This is a genomic window from Agromyces sp. NPDC058126 (assembly GCF_042884595.1).
Lineage (GTDB): Bacteria > Actinomycetota > Actinomycetes > Actinomycetales > Microbacteriaceae > Agromyces.
Genome location: NZ_JBHVTS010000006.1, coordinates 164,201 through 179,050, shown reverse-complemented (window position 1 = coordinate 179,050; position 14,850 = coordinate 164,201). Strand labels below are relative to the sequence as shown.

General features: G+C 72.4%; 17 protein-coding genes. 9 read left to right on the top strand and 8 right to left on the bottom strand.

The window, feature by feature from the left end; genetic code table 11:
- Positions 1 to 51: 51 nt before the first annotated feature.
- On the bottom strand, positions 52 to 822 hold the full coding sequence (locus tag ACFVTR_RS17630; protein ID WP_387039426.1) for an isocitrate lyase/phosphoenolpyruvate mutase family protein: 771 nt from the start codon (positions 820 to 822) through the stop codon (positions 52 to 54).
- 61 nt (positions 823 to 883) lie between these two features.
- Between ACFVTR_RS17630 and ACFVTR_RS17625 the strand changes: the two genes are divergently transcribed.
- Both ACFVTR_RS17625 and ACFVTR_RS17620 read left to right on the top strand, forming a co-directional pair.
- Positions 884 to 1,321, top strand: coding sequence for an ASCH domain-containing protein (locus ACFVTR_RS17625; protein ID WP_387039424.1), 438 nt, complete (start codon positions 884 to 886; stop codon positions 1,319 to 1,321).
- A 118-nt stretch (positions 1,322 to 1,439) separates the two neighbouring features.
- A complete protein-coding gene (locus ACFVTR_RS17620; RefSeq protein ID WP_387039422.1) occupies positions 1,440 to 1,640 on the top strand; it encodes a hypothetical protein in 201 nt (66 codons plus the stop codon).
- A 26-nt stretch (positions 1,641 to 1,666) separates the two neighbouring features.
- Here the strand turns inward: ACFVTR_RS17620 and ACFVTR_RS17615 are convergent, their stop codons facing one another.
- From ACFVTR_RS17615 to ACFVTR_RS17595, 5 genes are read right to left on the bottom strand one after another with little or no spacing between them, the layout of a single operon-like run.
- A complete protein-coding gene (locus ACFVTR_RS17615) occupies positions 1,667 to 2,440 on the bottom strand; it encodes a siderophore-interacting protein (RefSeq protein WP_387039420.1) in 774 nt (257 codons plus the stop codon).
- On the bottom strand, positions 2,437 to 3,273 hold the full coding sequence (locus tag ACFVTR_RS17610) for an ABC transporter ATP-binding protein (protein ID WP_387039512.1): 837 nt from the start codon (positions 3,271 to 3,273) through the stop codon (positions 2,437 to 2,439). Before ACFVTR_RS17610 ends, ACFVTR_RS17615 begins: the two co-directional genes overlap by 4 nt.
- A 26-nt stretch (positions 3,274 to 3,299) precedes the next feature.
- Positions 3,300 to 4,316, bottom strand: a complete 1,017-nt coding sequence (locus ACFVTR_RS17605; protein ID WP_387039419.1) for an iron chelate uptake ABC transporter family permease subunit — start codon at positions 4,314 to 4,316, stop codon at positions 3,300 to 3,302.
- A complete protein-coding gene (locus ACFVTR_RS17600; protein ID WP_387039417.1) occupies positions 4,309 to 5,319 on the bottom strand; it encodes an ABC transporter permease in 1,011 nt (336 codons plus the stop codon). Before ACFVTR_RS17600 ends, ACFVTR_RS17605 begins: the two co-directional genes overlap by 8 nt.
- 6 nt (positions 5,320 to 5,325) lie before the next feature.
- Positions 5,326 to 6,318, bottom strand: coding sequence for a siderophore ABC transporter substrate-binding protein (locus tag ACFVTR_RS17595; protein WP_387039415.1), 993 nt, complete (start codon positions 6,316 to 6,318; stop codon positions 5,326 to 5,328).
- Positions 6,319 to 6,460: 142 nt separating this feature from the next.
- On the opposite strand from ACFVTR_RS17595, the gene ACFVTR_RS17590 reads away from it, so the two are divergent.
- The gene (locus ACFVTR_RS17590) at positions 6,461 to 7,336 is read left to right on the top strand and encodes an LssY C-terminal domain-containing protein (RefSeq protein WP_387039413.1); all 876 of its coding nucleotides are present in this window, start codon (positions 6,461 to 6,463) and stop codon (positions 7,334 to 7,336) included.
- Complete coding sequence (locus tag ACFVTR_RS17585; RefSeq protein ID WP_387039411.1) at positions 7,333 to 7,845, top strand: hypothetical protein; 513 nt, start codon at positions 7,333 to 7,335, stop codon at positions 7,843 to 7,845. The genes ACFVTR_RS17590 and ACFVTR_RS17585 overlap by 4 nt, the downstream gene beginning before the upstream one ends.
- Positions 7,846 to 7,864: 19 nt before the next feature.
- On the opposite strand, the gene ACFVTR_RS17580 is transcribed toward ACFVTR_RS17585, so the two are convergent.
- Positions 7,865 to 9,121 (bottom strand): FAD-dependent monooxygenase, encoded by a 1,257-nt coding sequence (locus ACFVTR_RS17580; protein ID WP_387039409.1) that lies wholly within the window; start codon positions 9,119 to 9,121, stop codon positions 7,865 to 7,867.
- Between the two features lie 107 nt (positions 9,122 to 9,228).
- Here ACFVTR_RS17580 and ACFVTR_RS17575 point away from each other — a divergent pair, with 107 nt between their 5' ends.
- Positions 9,229 to 9,795, top strand: coding sequence for a TetR/AcrR family transcriptional regulator (locus ACFVTR_RS17575; RefSeq protein ID WP_387039407.1), 567 nt, complete (start codon positions 9,229 to 9,231; stop codon positions 9,793 to 9,795).
- Positions 9,796 to 9,801: 6 nt separating this feature from the next.
- Here the strand turns inward: ACFVTR_RS17575 and ACFVTR_RS17570 are convergent, their stop codons facing one another.
- Positions 9,802 to 10,704, bottom strand: coding sequence for a rhodanese-related sulfurtransferase (locus ACFVTR_RS17570; RefSeq protein WP_387039405.1), 903 nt, complete (start codon positions 10,702 to 10,704; stop codon positions 9,802 to 9,804).
- 81 nt (positions 10,705 to 10,785) lie between these two features.
- Between ACFVTR_RS17570 and ACFVTR_RS17565 the strand changes: the two genes are divergently transcribed.
- The 4 genes from ACFVTR_RS17565 to ACFVTR_RS17550 all read left to right on the top strand — a co-directional run bounded on the left by ACFVTR_RS17565 (position 10,786) and on the right by ACFVTR_RS17550 (position 14,789).
- Positions 10,786 to 11,331: a YbhB/YbcL family Raf kinase inhibitor-like protein gene (locus ACFVTR_RS17565; protein WP_387039403.1), complete on the top strand. Its 546-nt coding sequence runs from the start codon at positions 10,786 to 10,788 to the stop codon at positions 11,329 to 11,331.
- Between the two features lie 42 nt (positions 11,332 to 11,373).
- On the top strand, positions 11,374 to 11,952 hold the full coding sequence (locus ACFVTR_RS17560; protein WP_387039401.1) for a helix-turn-helix domain-containing protein: 579 nt from the start codon (positions 11,374 to 11,376) through the stop codon (positions 11,950 to 11,952).
- A 211-nt stretch (positions 11,953 to 12,163) separates the two neighbouring features.
- Positions 12,164 to 13,162, top strand: coding sequence for an agmatinase (gene speB, locus ACFVTR_RS17555; RefSeq protein WP_387039399.1), 999 nt, complete (start codon positions 12,164 to 12,166; stop codon positions 13,160 to 13,162).
- Positions 13,155 to 14,789: a thiamine pyrophosphate-binding protein gene (locus ACFVTR_RS17550; protein ID WP_387039397.1), complete on the top strand. Its 1,635-nt coding sequence runs from the start codon at positions 13,155 to 13,157 to the stop codon at positions 14,787 to 14,789. The genes speB and ACFVTR_RS17550 overlap by 8 nt, the downstream gene beginning before the upstream one ends.
- Positions 14,790 to 14,850 lie beyond the last annotated feature (61 nt).

Genomic DNA, 14,850 nt, shown 5'->3' with positions numbered 1-14,850 from the left:
GCATCCGTCTCGTGGGGGATTCGCAGATCAGCGCGGGGAATCCGCGGCCGGTCAGTTCAGCGGGCGGATGTCGGCGGGCAGCACGCCGCCCGCGTAGAGGTCGGCTGCGAGGTCCTGCAGGGCGCCGAGCGCGACGCGCTGGGTCGTCGGGCCGTACGAGAGGCGCGCGACGCCGAGCGCCTCGAGCCGGCCGGGCGCGGGAATGCCTGGCAGCCCGATGAGCGCGAGCTTCTGCTCGCCGATGCCGGCGACGAGCTCTTCGACCTCGGCCTCGCCGAACACGCCCGGCACGAACACGCTCGTCGCACCGGCGTCGAGGAACGCGCGGCCGCGCTCGATCACGTCGGCGATCCACACCTCGCGGGGGCGGTCGTGGCCGCGCAGCCACGCATCGGTGCGGGCGTTGAGGGCGAACGGCACGCCCTCGGCGGAGGCGGCTGCGACGGCCGCCTCGACGACCGCGACCGACTCGGCGAGCGGCTTCAGCCGGTCTTCGATGTTCGCCCCGACGATGCCCTCGCCGATCGCACGACGCACGGTCTCGCCGGCGTCGCCGTAGCCGTCGTCGAGGTCGGCGCTCACGGGCACGTCGACCGCACGCGCGATGCGGCCGGCCATGTCGAGCATGAGGTCGACCGGGATCTCGCCGTCGGCGTAGCCGAACGAGGCGGCGATCGAGTGGCCGGCCGTGGCGAGGGCGCGGGTCTGGGGCAGCGCGGAGACGGCGCGGGCGCTCACGACGTCCCACACGTTGACGACCTGGAGGAGCTCGGGGGCGGTGTGGAGGCGGCGGAGTTCGGCGGCGTTCTCGACGAGGGTCATGCCCTCACCCTAGAACCAGCCGGAGCGGTCGACCCACGATCGGACCGTAGCATTGGAGGTCATGTCCGATTTCCTCGAACGCGCGTCACGTCTGCAGGTCACCGAGTTCGGTTACCCAGGGCCGCTTCGCGAGCAGTTGAACGCCGCGATCCTGGCCGGGCTGAAGACGTCGACCACCTCGCTGCTCGCGGACTACGACCACCCGGGGGAGGAGCTGCCCCGCGCCGGGCAGCACTACCGCCTGATCGACTCGGACGAGCGGGCGATCGCGATCGTCGAGACCACCGAGGTCCGCACGGCACGCCTGGCCGACGTCGACCTCCAGCACGCCCTCGACGAGGGCGAGGGCCTCACGAGCGTCGACGAGTGGCGCGAGGTGCACGAGCGGTTCTGGACCGGGGCGGAGCACACCGCGAGCACCGGTGCCCGCGCGACGCTCGACGACGACACCCTCGTCGTGCTCGAGCGCTTCCGCGTCGTCGAGCTGCCCGCGAGCTGACCCGTCCCTCGTCGTCCTCGCAGCGGATCTGAGGGGGCGCCGCCCGAATCTGAGGGGTCGATCCGGATGCCGCGGGCCCGGAGAGCCGTCACGCTCGGATGGAGCGGAAGGGGACGGCATGGATCGGGTCATCGTGGCGGTCGTCATCGTCGCAGGGTTCATCGCACTCGGGTTCGCCGGTCCCGACGGACCGTCGGCGGAGCAGGCCGGGGCGGGCGAGCCGGTCGTCGGCACGACGATCGAGGCCTCGCAGGCCGTGCCGGCCGGCACCATGACGGCCGACACCGCGGAGCGGCTGGCGCTCGCCGGCTCGAGGTGAGGCCGGGATGAGACCGGCCGCCGCCGTCAGTGGGGCGCGTGGTACTCGGCGTCGCCGCGACGCCAGTACCCCTTGACGACCGCGCGCTCGGCGTCGAGCCCCCAGCGCTCGAGGAGCGCCCGGCCGGGCTTCACGACGGCCTGCTCGGCGGCGACGAACGCGAAGACGTCGCCCGAGGGGCGGTCGTCGGCGGTCAGCGCGTCGAGCCGGGCGATGAGCGCCGAGGAGGGCGAGCCCGCGCCCCGCGCGATCCATTCGACCCGCACCCCCTCGGGTGCCTCGAGCTCGTAGTCCGCGCCCGCCCCGCTCGCCTCGAGCACGACGAGTCCGCGCGCGTCGCGAGGCATCCGCCGGGCCAGGCGACGGATCGCCGGGAGCGAGGTCTCGTCGCCCGCGAGCAGCCACCCCTCGGGCTCGCCCTCGATGACGAGCGAGCCGCGCGGACCGCCGACGCCCACCGACGCGCCGATCGCGGCGTCCGCCGCCCAGCGCCCCGCGATGCCCTCGTCGCCGTGCACGAGGAACTCGAGGTCGAGGGTGCCCGCCACGGCGTCCCAGAGGAGCGGCGTGTACTCGCGGCTCGGTGCGGCGCGCAGCTCGTCGACCTCGAGCGAGGCGGCGTCACCCTCGGGGAAAAACACGCGGATGTGGTCGTCGGCGCCCGGGGAGTCGAAGCCGATGAGCGCCTCGCCCTCGAGGCGTACGCGCACGTAGTCGGCGGAGAGGAAGCGGCGCGAGGCGAGCCTCGCAGGGCGGAAGACGAGCTCGTTCGAGCGGCGTGCGAGCGTGAAGGCGGTCATCGGGTCTCACTTCTGGTCGGTTCGGATCGGGTGGGTTCGGATCGGGCGGGTTCGGATCTGGGGTGCGCCGGCTCGGGCCGGTAGTACACCGCGAGGCGCTGCCCCGCGTGCTCGACGACGTCGACGGGGGTGTCGAACACGCGCGAGAGCACCTCGCCGCGCATGATCTCCTCCGGCGTGCCCGACGCGACGATCTCGCCGCCCGCGAGAGCGACGATGCGGTCGGCGTACGCAGAGGCGAAGTTCACGTCGTGCACCACGAGCACGACGGTCTTGCCGAGCACGTCGGCCGCGTCGCGCAGCTGCCGCATCATGGAGGCCGCGTGCCGCATGTCGAGGCTCGCGAGCGGTTCGTCGAGCAGCACGACGTCGGTGTCCTGCGCGAGCACCATCGCGACGAAGGCGCGCTGCCGCTGCCCGCCCGACAGCTCGTCGAGGAAGCGGTGCTCGAGGTGGGCGAGGTCGAGGAAGGCGATCGCCTCGTCGATCGCCTCGTGATCGGATGCCGCGAGCCGCCCCTGCGAGTGGGGGAACCGCCCGAACGAGACGAGCTGGCGCACGGTGAGACGGGCGACGAAGTGGTTCTCCTGCTTGAGGATCGACACGACCTTCGCGAGCTCGCGCGGCTTCGCCGTCGCGACGTCGAGCCCGCCGACCCGCACGACGCCCGCGTCGGCGCGGAGCAGGCGCCCGATGATCGTGAGCATCGTCGACTTGCCGGCGCCGTTCGGGCCGACGAGCGCGGTGATGCCGCCGCGGGCGATCTCGAGGTCGATCGGGCCGAGGGCGCGGGTGCCGCCGTAGCCCTTGGCGACGGCGTCGAGGGCGATCATGGGCGCGGTGGTCGTGGGAGCGGTGCTCATCTGAGCCCCTTTCGCAGGATGACGATGAGGAAGGCGAGCCCGCCGACGAACTCGATCACGACGGTGACGAGCCCGGCGGCGTAGAACACGTGCTGCAGCACGAAGTACGCGCCCGTGAGCGCGGCGAGCCCGATGAGCACGGCGAGCGGCAGCACCACGCCGTGGCGGTCCGAGCGCACGAACTGGTAGGTCAGCGTCGCCACGAGGAACCCGAAGAAGGTCATCGGCCCGATCATCGTCGTCGAGATCGCGATGAGCGCGGCGACGACGACCAGGAGGCCGACGACCTCGCGGCGGTACCCGATGCCGAGGTTCACGGCGGCGTCGCGCCCGAGCGCGAGCACGTCGAGCACGTGGCGCCGTCGCCAGACCGCGATCGCGATCGCCGCGACGACGAGCGCCGCCCACGGCAGCACCTCGGGGTTCGCGTTGCCGATCGAACCGTGCAGCCGCGAGGCGAGCACGTCGAACTCGCTCGGCGTGAGCAGGCGCTGCAGGAACGTCGAGACCGAGCCGAACCCGACGCCGAGCACGACGCCGACGAGGAGCAGGACGTGCAGGTTCTGCCGCCGGCCCGAGAACAGCCAGCCGTAGAGCAGGGTCGCGAAGAGCATCATCGCGAGACTCTGCACGAGGATCTTCGCGGGCCCCTCGACCTGCGTCGCGGCCATGCCGAACACGAACACGAGCGCGGTCTGCATGAGCGTGTAGAGCGCGTCGAACCCGAGGATCGACGGGGTCAGGATGCGGTTGCCCGTCGCCGTGTGGAACAGCACCGTCGCCATCGCCTGGCAGACGGCGACGAGTGCGATCGTCGCGACGGCGACCGCGCGCGACTCGACGATGATCCAGTATCCGGGCTGCCCGATCGGCACGGGGTTGTCGACGAGCAGGATGCCGGCCGCGAACGCGAGCGCTACGGCGCCCGCGATGACCGCCCCGAGATGGCGGGGATGCCTCGTGCGGGACGCGGCACGGGGCATCCGGGCCGTTCGGCTCAGGATCTCAGCCACGCGGCCTCCGCAGGAGGAGGGCGATGAACACCGCGCTGCCGACGATGCCGAGCACCATCGACACGGGGATCTCGAACGGCATGCGGATCGTGCGCCCGATGAGGTCGCACACGGTGACGAGGGCGACGCCGCCCACGCACACCCATGGCAGGTTGCCGCGCAGGTCGTCGCCGCGGATCATCGAGACGACGTTCGGCACGACGAGCCCGAGGAAGGGCAGGAACCCGACGACGACGGTCGTCACGCCCGTCGCGATCGCGACGAGCGAGGTGCCGACGACGAGCACGGCGTCGTAGCGCACGCCGACGGTCGTGGCGACGTCCCGGCCGAGGCCCGCGACGGTGAGGCGGTCGGCGACGAGGAAGATCAGGAGGGTCACGAGCGCGACGACCCAGAGCACCTCGTAGCGTCCGCGAACGACGCTCGTGAAGCTGCCCATGAACCAGGTGCCGAGCATCTGCAGCGAGTTCGTCGAGGCCGCGAGGTAGGTGGTGAACGCGCTCACGACGGCGCCGAGCATGATGCCGATGAGCGGCACCACGAGTGTGGTGCGGATCGCGACGCGCCGGAGGATCGCGAGGAAGGCGAGGGTGCCGACGAAGGCGGCGAGGCTCGCGGCGACCATCTGCACCTCGAGGTTCGCGCCGGGCACGAGCAGCACCGTGAGCAGCAGGCCGAGTGCGGCCCACTCGGTCGTGCCCGCCGTCGTCGCGTCGACGAAGCGGTTCTGCGTGAGCATCTGCATGACCAGCCCGCTGACGGCGATCGCGCAGCCCGCGAGCATGAGGGCGATCGTGCGCGGCACGCGGGTGATGGCGAACATCTCGGCACCGTCCTCGGCCCCGACGACGTCGTAGACGCCGACGAAGAGCGAGAGGGTCAGGAGGCCGAGGGTGGCGAGGATCGCCAGGGGGAGCGCGGCGCGGCGCGCGCGCCCGAGGCGCGCACCCGGTCGGGTGCGCGCCTCGGGCCTGGTGGCGGATGCCACGGACTGCTGCGACACGTGGGACTACGCGGCGGCGCCGAACGCCTTCGCGAGCTGCTCGTAGAGTGCCGTGTACGACTGGAGGTCCTCGGTGAGGTAGAAGGCGGGGTCGACGTAGAGGACCTGCCCCTCCTTGACGGCGGTGACGTTCGCGAGCGCCTCGGAGCCCTCGATGAGCTCCATCGCGGGCACGTAGCCCTCGGCGTCGGTCATGGCGCCCTCGCGGTCCATCACGATGATCCAGTCGGGGTTCGCCGCGGCGATCGCCTCGACGCTGATGTCGTCGCCGTGCGAGGTGTCCTCGGCGGCCTGCTCGATCGCGGGGGTGAGGCCCGCGGTCGGGTAGAGCACGCCGAGGCTGCGGCCGGTCACGGGGGCGATGTACGAGATCTCGCCGCCCGAGGTGAGCAGGGTCGCGACGGTCGATTCGCCGTCGTAGGCGTCCTCCGCCGCGGCGGTCGCCTCGTCGAACGCGGCGATGAGCTCGGCGGCCTCGTCCTCGCGGTCGAAGATCTGACCGAGGATCTCGATCTCGCGGGTGAGCTCGGAGCTCGGGTCCTCGCCCTCGCGCGGGGCGATCTCGATGACCGCGGCATCGGGGTTCTGCTTCACGATCTGGTCGTACGACTCGGCGAAGCGGTAGCCGCCGATGACGAGGTCGGGCTGCGCCGCGACGATCGACTCGAGGTTCGGCTCGAAGTGGGCGCCCACGTCGAGCACCGCCTCGTCGCCCGTGTACTCGGGCCAGATGTCGGTGCCCATGATCTGCTTCGGCGCGGCCGCGAGCGGGATGTCCCAGGCCGAGAGCGTCTCGAAGACGTGGTTGTCGAGTGCGACGACCCGCTCGGGGTTCACCGGCACCTCGACCTCGCCGTGGTTGTCGACGATCGTGACCGTGCCGCTCGCGGCAGGGGTCTCGGGCTCGGCCTCCGCGGTGCTCGCGCAGCCGGTGAGGCCGAGGGCGGCGATCGTGAGGAGACCGACGGTGATGGTCGGCGCCGAACGGCGTCTGGGCATGGTGAACTCTCGCTTTCCGTGAGGGTGGACGTGCCGCGACGCTGCGGCGACTTAGGGAACCCTAAGCAAGGTAAGGCTAACCTTAAGCTTTCCGGAAAGGCCAACTGAGTGTTCCTCGTCCGGCCCCGGGTAGCATTCCGGCATGGGGGAGACGTCGGAGGGGGCATCCGCGAGGCGACGGCCGCGCCGATTCTCGGCGAACGCGCTGCTCGACGGCTTCTTCTTCATCTACGCCGGGGTCGCGGCGGTGTGGCTGGCCTGGCTGATCCTCGAGCAGAGCTTCGACTGGGGATGGTTCGGACTGCTCTTCTTCGTCGCATTCTGGCTCGTGCTCGCCTACCTCGTGCTGCCGCGCCTGCACCGCATCCTCACGACGATCTACGTGCCCGACTACTTCATCGGACGCGCCCGCACGAGCGACGGGCTGCTCGGCGACCCCGTCAACCTCGCCCTCGACGGCGACGAGGCGCAGCTGCACGCGGCCATGCGCGCGGCCGGGTGGACCCGCGCCGACGACGTGACCGCGGGCACGAGCTGGCGGATCGTCGCCTCGACCCTCACCGGGAAGAGCTACGACGAGGCCCCGGTCAGCCCGCTCTTCCTCTTCGGTCGCCAGCAGGACTTCGCCTATCAGCAGGAGGTCGAGGGCAACCCCGCCAAGCGCCACCACGTACGGTTCTGGCGCACCCCCGACGGCTGGCTCCTGCCCGGCGGACGCCGGGTCGGCTGGCTCGCCGCGGGCACCTTCGACCGCGCCGTCGGGTTCTCGCTCTTCACACTGCAGGTCACCCACAAGATCGACGCCGACATCGACGTCGAACGCGACCACATCGTCATGACCGTGCTCGGTGCGAACCCGCGGGCCACGGTCGACGTGCTCGCCGACTTCTCCACCGGCTACCACTCGCGCAACGGCGGCGGCGACTCGATCAGCACCGACGGGGGGCTGCCGGTGCTCGACGTGCGCGAGGTCCCCCTCGCGGCGATCGAGCCGGCCCGCTCGGAGGAGGTCTCGTGAGCAGCGGCAAGCGCCCGGCCTACGAGTCGCCCGGCGACCTCGCCCGCCCGCTCGACCCCGGGTCGGCCTCGATGCGCCGCCCGGCGGCGACCGCCTTCGGCGCCGTGCTCGTCGTGCTGCGCGTCCTCGCGGGCGTCGTCTGGCTGATCGCGCTCGCCGTGCAGTGGCGCCAGGTGCTCGAGGGCGACTTCGGCGTCGTGCTCGACGGCGACGTCGACGCGCAGTCCGTGTCGGACGTCGGGCTCGCCGTGATCCTCGTGGGCGGCGGCGTCGTGCTCGCGGTCGAGCTCGTCTTCGCGGTGCTCGTCTACCGCGGCAGCAACTGGGCGCGCATCACGGTGATGCTGTTCGCGACCGTCAGCATCACCTGGTCGGCCGTCGACTACTTCGGCGGCGACGCGGAGATCACGCTGCGCACGACGCTCGTCACGCTCGCCCTCGACATCCTCGTGCTGCTCGCCCTCTCGAGCCGCAACGCACGGGCCTACGCCCGCCGCCCTCGGGGGTGAGGGCGGGGGCGACGCGAGTTCATACCTCGGCGGGCGCGCGCCGGGTCGACGGTCGCACGGTCGGCAGCGCGAGCTCGGGCGTCCCCGCCGCGAACATGCGCCGCACGAGCGGCAGGAACGGCTTCGACAGCATCACCCCGGTCGCCGCCCGCGCCATCGCCGCGGCGAACCGGTTCGCCGGCACCATCCGATCGATGCCGCCGCCCGGGATCTTCTTGCCCGCCTCGACGAAGGGTGCGATGTCGCGCGAGTAGCGTGCCAGCGCGGCGGGCACGTCATCGTGCCCGGCGGCGAGGTGCTCGCCGAGCAGGTACGCACCGACGAGCGCCGTCGCCGTGCCCATGCCGGTCAGCGGCGAGCCGCACGAGGCGGCGTCGCCGAGCAGCACGACCCGGCCGTTCACCGGCGCGTCGAGGTCGATGCGCACCAGTTCGTCGAAGTAGAAGTCGGATGCCTCGGCCATCGCCGCGACGATCGTGTCGGCGTGCCATCCGGCGCCCTCGAGCGCGCGGCGCACGAGCGCCTCCTGCGCGGCGCGGTCGCCGCGCAGGCTCGGGTCGTGGTCGCCGCGCAGCGTCAGGATCGCCTTCGACGTCGCCGGGTCGCGGTCGGGACGCAGGCCGAACGCGACGCCCGGCACGAAGCGGAGCGAGAACCAGCCGGGCTCGAGGTCGCCCGGGGTCGGGAGCGTGAAGAACGCGGCGTAGCCGCCGAGGGGGGTCGCGACCTGCTCCTCGGGCCCGAAGGCGAGGCGGCGGGTCGCCGAGTGCACGCCGTCGGCGCCCACGACGAGATCGAACGAGGCGGGCGACGCATGCTCGAATTCGACGTCGACCCGGTCGGCGTGCTGCTCGAGCGCGGTGATCCGGTCGCCGTAACGCAGCTCGACGAGTCCGGGTGCCGCGGCGGCCGCCTCCTCGAGCGCCTCCAGCAGCACCTCGGCGAGATCGCCGCGGGCGATCTCGATCTCGGCGACGGCGCCTTCGCCGTCGAAGTCCTCCATCGACATGCGGCCGAACACGCGGCCCCGGCCGTCGACGTACGACATGCCGATCTCGTGCACGCGTCGGGCGTCGATGCCGGGCATGAGGCCCATGCGCTCGGCGACGTCGCGGCTCGCACCGCGCAGGTCGACGGCCTGGCCGCCGGGGCGGGGAGCGTCGGCGCGCTCGACGACGGTCGCTCGGACGCCGTTGCGGACGAGCTGCAGCGCGAGGGCCAGCCCGGCGATGCCGGCGCCGGAGATCAGGACGTGGGGTGCGGAGGTCGTGCTCATCGTCGTGCTCCTTCATGGATTGAGACAAACGTCTTATACGAATGTTCTACACTCGATTCAGACGTTTGTCTAATACAAATGTCTGAATCGTTGGGTACGATGGCGGCATGGGCAATCGTGAAGACCTCCTTGCGGGGGCGCGGAAGGTGATCCTCGAGCGCGGCGTCGCCAAGGCCACAGCGCGCGACATCGCGGCGGAGGCCGGCGTCAGCCTCGCGGCGATCGGCTACCACTTCGGGTCGAAGGAGCAGCTCATCACCGAGGCGCTCACCGAGTCGCTCGGCTCGGGCATCGGCGACCGCATGGAGGCCGTCATCCGCGAGACGACGGCACTTCCGCTGCTCGAGGGGTTCGCGGCGCTCTTCAACCGCATGCCCGAGGTGTTCGCCGACAACCGCGAAGCCCTGCTCGCGAGCCTCGAGAACACGGTGCGCGTGCTGCGCGGCCCCGGCGGGGCGCACGATCTCGCCGCGGCCACGAACGAGGCCGGCCGGGGCATCGCCGAGCACCTCCGCGCCGCCCGCCCCGAGCTCGACGACGCGCAGGTCGAGGCGATCGCGAAGCTCGACTTCGCGCTCACGCAGAGCCTCGGGATCCTCTGGCTCGTCGATCCTGAGCTCGTGCCGACGGGCGACGAGCTCGCCCTCGCGGTCGCGGCGATCGCGGGGGAGTAGCCGGGGTCAGCCCGCGAGCTCCGCCGCGTGCGCGGGGCACCGGGCGGAGTCGCACGACGTGCAGAGCACGAACTCGGCGTCGCACGAGGCATCCGTGCAGTTGGCGGTGCGATTCGTCGCGCCGCCGCAGCGGGCGCACTCGCCGATGACGGCGGCGTGGTCGGAGAAGTCGATCGAGCCGCGCCCGTCGAAGACGTAGAGCGAACCCGCCCAGAGTCCGTCGTCGCCGAACCGCTCGCCGTAGCGCACGATACCGCCGTCGAGCTGGTACACCTCGCCGAACCCGCGGCTCACCATGAGGCTCGAGAGCACCTCGCAGCGGATGCCGCCGGTGCAGTAGGTCACCACCGGGCGGCCCTTGAGGTCGTCGTACTCGCCAGAGTCGAGCAGCTTCACGAAGTCGCGCGTCGTCTCGACGTCGGGCACCACGGCGCCGGCGAAGCGCCCGATCGCGGCCTCGAGCGCGTTGCGCCCGTCGAAGAAGGCGACGTCGTCGCCGCGCTCGGCGACGAGCTCGTGCAGCGCCTCGGGGGTGAGCTTCGTGCCGCCGCCGACGACGCCCTCGCCGTCGACCGCGAGCTCCTCGGGCGCCCCGAACGAGACGATCTCGTCGCGCACCTTGACACTGAGCTTCGGGAAGTCGAGGCTCGCCCCCGACGCGTCGAGGCCGGTGCCCTCGCTCCACTTGAAGTCGATGTGCTTGAACGCCGGGTAGTCGCGCGTCGCGCGCACGTACCGCTTGAGGGCGCGGAGCTCGCCGCCGAGCGTGCCGTTCAGTCCGTCCTTCGAGATGAGGATCCGCCCGCGCAGGCCGAGCGAGGAGGCGAGGTCGCGCTGCCAGAGCCGCACCGCGTCGGGGTCGGCGAGCGGCGTGAAGGCGTAGTAGAGGAGGATCTTGGCGATCGGCACCACGAGAGTCTACGAGTGGATGCTCCGCGCTCGCCGTGTGCGCCCGGCCTAGGCTGGAGGCATCCGTCGAGAGGAACGCCGATGTTCGATCACGACCCCTACGCCGCACTGCAGGCATTGAAGCCGATGGCCCAGTTCACCCTCGAGAGCGCCGACTTCGACGACGGCGCCGAGCTGCCGCTGCCATTGCGCGCCGCCGGCCACGGCGCCGGCGACCGTTCGCCGCAGCTGTCCTGGTCGGGGTTCCCGGCCGGCACGCAGAGCTTCGCGCTCACCTGCCTCGACCCCGACGCGCCGACCGGCTCGGGCTGGTGGCACTGGGCCGTCGCGAACCTGCCGGCCTCGGTCACGAGCCTCGAGCCCGACGCCGGCGAACCGGGCGCGCTGAAGCTGCCCGCGGGCGCGCTCGTGCTGCCCAACGAGGACGGCGAGCGGCGCTACGCGGGTTCGGCACCCCCGCCCGGCACCGGCGTGCACCGGTACATGTTCGTCGTGCACGCCCTCGACGTGCCGCGGCTGTCGATCGACCCCGAGGCGACGCCCGCGAACCTCGCGATCCAGTGCTTCTTCCACGGCATCGGCCGCGCGGTGCTCACCGGCACGGCGGTGAACCCGGCCGACGCGTAGTCTCCCGGGCTGCGTGCGGCCCATCGGGTAGCGTGTGACATCATGCGCCCCATGCCGCTCGAGCCCAATCCGCGCCGCGTCGCGATCGGTTCGCGCCTGCGCGCGGCGCGGCAGGCGCAGAACCTCACGATCGAGGAGGTCGCGACGATCACGGGCCTCACGAAGGGGTTCCTCTCGCGGGTCGAGCGCGACATCACCTCGCCGAGCGTGGCGTCGCTGATCACCCTGTGCGCGGTGCTGTCGATCTCGGTGGGGTCGCTGTTCGAGGAGCCCGATGTGCAGCTCGTCCGCGCGGGCACCGGTCCGCGCGTGAACCTCGGCGGCGTCGACACCGAGGAGCGCCTGCTCTCGCCGCGATCGGAGTCGCGCGTGCAGGTGATCCGCTCGGTGATCGAGCCCGGCGGCCACGGCGGCCAGGAGCTCTACGCGGTCGCGGCCGACGTCGACGTGCTGCACGTGCTGCGCGGCGAGGTCGTCGTGCGCTTCTCCGATCGCGACTGGGAGCTCGGCCCGGGCGACAGCCTCACCTTCAACGGCCACGAGCCGCACAGCTGGCGGATCGCGGGCGACGGTTCGGCCGAGGTCATCTGGGTGCTCGTGCCCGCGCTCTGGAGCGCGTGACGGTTCGCTGACCGGCGCCCGCCCTTCGGGCGGTGGCGGTCGCGTGCGCGGCATCCTTGCGCGGTCCGACCCCCGGGCGGGTTCGTCGTGCCGTTCGTCCCTGAGGCTGATCCCAGGTCTTGACGCTTCCTCGCATCACGGCTATGTTGTCTCCAGCCAGATGCCTCACAAGCAACAAAAGATTCACACTATGCAACAAGGAGGTTGTGACATGACGCAGCCGATCGGTCCCATCGACAGCTCGAAGACCCCGCGATTCGCCGGCCCCGCGAACTTCGCCCGCCTGCCCCGCCTCGACCAGGTCGAGCACGCCGACATCGTCGTCGCGGGCGTTCCCTTCGACGCCGGCGTCTCCTACCGCTCGGGTGCGCGCTTCGGCCCGGCCCACGTGCGCGAGGCCTCTCGCCTCCTCCGCCCCTACAACCCGGCACTCGACGTGTCGCCGTTCGAGCTCGCCCAGGTCGCCGACGCCGGCGACATCGTCGCGAACCCCTTCAACATCGGCGAGGCGATCGAGGCGATCGAGGATGCCGCGACCGAGCTCACCCGCGAGGGGACCCGGCTCGTGACCATCGGCGGCGACCACACCATCGCCCTCCCGCTGCTGCGCGCCGCCGCGAAGCAGCACGGCCCGGTCGCGCTGCTGCACTTCGACGCGCACCTCGACACCTGGGACACCTACTTCGGCGCCGAGTACACGCACGGCACGCCGTTCCGCCGCGCCTTCGAGGAGGGCATCCTCGACACCGAGGCGCTGAGCCACGTCGGCACGCGCGGCCCGCTGTACGGCAAGAAGGACCTCGAGGACGACCGCCGCTTCGGCTTCGGCATCGTGACGAGCTCCGACGTGTACCGCCAGGGCGCCGACGAGGTGGCCGCGAAGCTCCGCGACCGCATCGGCGACCGGCCGCTCTACATCTCGATCGACATCGACGTGCTCGACCCGGCGCACGCGCCCGGCACCGGCACGCCCGAGGCCGGCGGCATGACGAGCCGCGAACTGCTCGAGATCCTGCGCGGCTTCCGCGGGATGAACCTCATCGGCGCCGACGTCGTCGAGGTCGCCCCCGCGTACGACCACGCCGAGATCACGGGCGTCGCCGCCTCGCACGTGGCCTACGACCTCGTGTCGCTCCTCGCCGACCGGCACGCATCGCACCCGGCCCGCGCCGCGGTCGGCGCGGGCGCCGAGGCATCCGCCCATGTCTGAGGCGCAGCCGCGCAACGGCGGCGACGTCGTCGTCGAGACCCTCGAGACGCTCGGCGTCACGCACGTCTTCGGCATCCCCGGGCAGCACGCCCTCGGCCTGTTCGACGCGATCCGGCGCAGCGGCCTCGAGTTCGTGAGCTCGCGGGTCGAGAACAACTCGGCCTTCGGGGCCGACGGCTACGCCCGCGCGACGGGCGAGGTCGGCGTGCTGTTCCTCTCGACCGGGCCCGGTGCGCTGACCGCGCTCGGCGCCCTGCAGGAGGCGTACGCGACGGGCGTGCCGCTCCTCGTCATCACGAGCCAGGTGCCGCGCCGCGGCCTGGGCGGCACCCGCAAGGGCCTGCTGCACCAGCTCGACGACCAGCAGCAGAGCGCGCGCAACGTGACGAAGTCGACCGCGGTGATCCGCGAGGCCTCGCAGATCCCGTCGGCGCTGGCCGACGCCTGGTCGCTCGCGCAGGCGGCGCCCGCCGGCCCGACCTGGGTCGAGATCCCCGAGGACGTCCTGCTCGAGGCCACCCGCGTGCCGCCGGTGCGCTCGGTCGTCACCGCGATCCCCGAGCGGATGCCCCGCCCCGACCTCGTCGACGAGGCTGCCGGGCTGCTCGCCGCGGCGCAGCATCCCGTGATCCTCGCCGGCGGCGGCGTCCGCTGCTCGCCCGGCGGCCGGGCCGCGCTGCGCCGCCTGGCGGAGGCGCTCGACGCCCCGGTCGTCTCGACGGTCGGCGGCAAGGGCGCGATCGCGTTCGACCACCCGCTCTCCGCGGCCTCGTGGATCGAGGACCGGCACACCACCGAGCTCCTCGAGCAGGCCGACGTGCTGCTCGCCGTCGGCACCGCGATCGGCGAGGTCACGAGCAACTACTTCACCTTCGCGCCGCAGGGCCGGCTCATCCAGGTCGACGCCGAGGCCCGGGTGCTCGAGTCGAACTACGAGGCGCTCGGCGTCCACGCCGACGCCGCCCTCGCGCTCTCGGCGATCGCCGACCGGCTGCCGGCACGCCCCGACGACGCGCCCGCGCGCGGCGCCGAGCTCGCCGCCCGCCTCCGCGCCGACGTCGAGGCGCGGCTCGCCGCCCAGGACCTCGCGCCCGAGCTCGGGCTGATGGCCGATCTCCGCGCCGCGGTGCCCGCCGACGCGCACACCTTCTGGGACATGACGATCGCGGGGTACTGGGCCTGGTCGGCGTGGGACCCGCAGCAGGGCGAGTTCCACTCGGCGCAGGGCTCGGGCGGCCTCGGCTTCGCGTTCCCCGCCGCGCTCGCGGCGGCGATCGGATCGGGTCGCCGCACGCTCGCCGTCTCGGGCGACGGCGGTGCGATGTACTCCATCGCCGAGCTCGCCACCGCCCGCCAGCACGATGCCGACGTGACCTGGCTCATCATCGACGACGGAGGCTACGGCATCCTCCGCGAGTACATGACGGAGGAGTTCGGACAGGCCACCGCCACCGAGCTCGCCCGCCCCGACTTCGCAGCCCTCGCACGCTCCTTCGGCGTGACGGCCCACGAGTCGACCCTCGAAGACGTGGGCGCGACCATCGCCCGCACCTTCGCCGAGCCCGGCCCCGCCGTCGTGGTCGTGCCCGCACTGCTGCGCATGTTCGCGGCGACGCACCTGGGATGACGCGGCCCGGCCGCGGCATCCGAACCACCCACCCGAAACCCGACTGAACCTCCGACGCAAA

Excerpts from the sequence above, each read along its gene's own strand:
- ACFVTR_RS17590 (WP_387039413.1), top strand. The coding sequence starts at position 6,461 with ATGGGGGAGACGTCGGAGGGGGCATCCGCGAGGCGACGGCCGCGCCGA.
- ACFVTR_RS17625 (WP_387039424.1), top strand. The coding sequence starts at position 884 with ATGTCCGATTTCCTCGAACGCGCGTCACGTCTGCAGGTCACCGAGTTC.
- ACFVTR_RS17550 (WP_387039397.1), top strand. The coding sequence starts at position 13,155 with ATGTCTGAGGCGCAGCCGCGCAACGGCGGCGACGTCGTCGTCGAGACC.
- ACFVTR_RS17560 (WP_387039401.1), top strand. The coding sequence starts at position 11,374 with ATGCGCCCCATGCCGCTCGAGCCCAATCCGCGCCGCGTCGCGATCGGT.
- ACFVTR_RS17630 (WP_387039426.1), bottom strand. The coding sequence starts at position 822 with ATGACCCTCGTCGAGAACGCCGCCGAACTCCGCCGCCTCCACACCGCC.
- ACFVTR_RS17610 (WP_387039512.1), bottom strand. The coding sequence starts at position 3,273 with ATGATCGCCCTCGACGCCGTCGCCAAGGGCTACGGCGGCACCCGCGCC.
- ACFVTR_RS17615 (WP_387039420.1), bottom strand. The coding sequence starts at position 2,440 with ATGACCGCCTTCACGCTCGCACGCCGCTCGAACGAGCTCGTCTTCCGC.
- ACFVTR_RS17575 (WP_387039407.1), top strand. The coding sequence starts at position 9,229 with ATGGGCAATCGTGAAGACCTCCTTGCGGGGGCGCGGAAGGTGATCCTC.
- ACFVTR_RS17595 (WP_387039415.1), bottom strand. The coding sequence starts at position 6,318 with ATGCCCAGACGCCGTTCGGCGCCGACCATCACCGTCGGTCTCCTCACG.
- speB (WP_387039399.1), top strand. The coding sequence starts at position 12,164 with ATGACGCAGCCGATCGGTCCCATCGACAGCTCGAAGACCCCGCGATTC.
- ACFVTR_RS17565 (WP_387039403.1), top strand. The coding sequence starts at position 10,786 with ATGTTCGATCACGACCCCTACGCCGCACTGCAGGCATTGAAGCCGATG.
- ACFVTR_RS17620 (WP_387039422.1), top strand. The coding sequence starts at position 1,440 with ATGGATCGGGTCATCGTGGCGGTCGTCATCGTCGCAGGGTTCATCGCA.
- ACFVTR_RS17580 (WP_387039409.1), bottom strand. The coding sequence starts at position 9,121 with ATGAGCACGACCTCCGCACCCCACGTCCTGATCTCCGGCGCCGGCATC.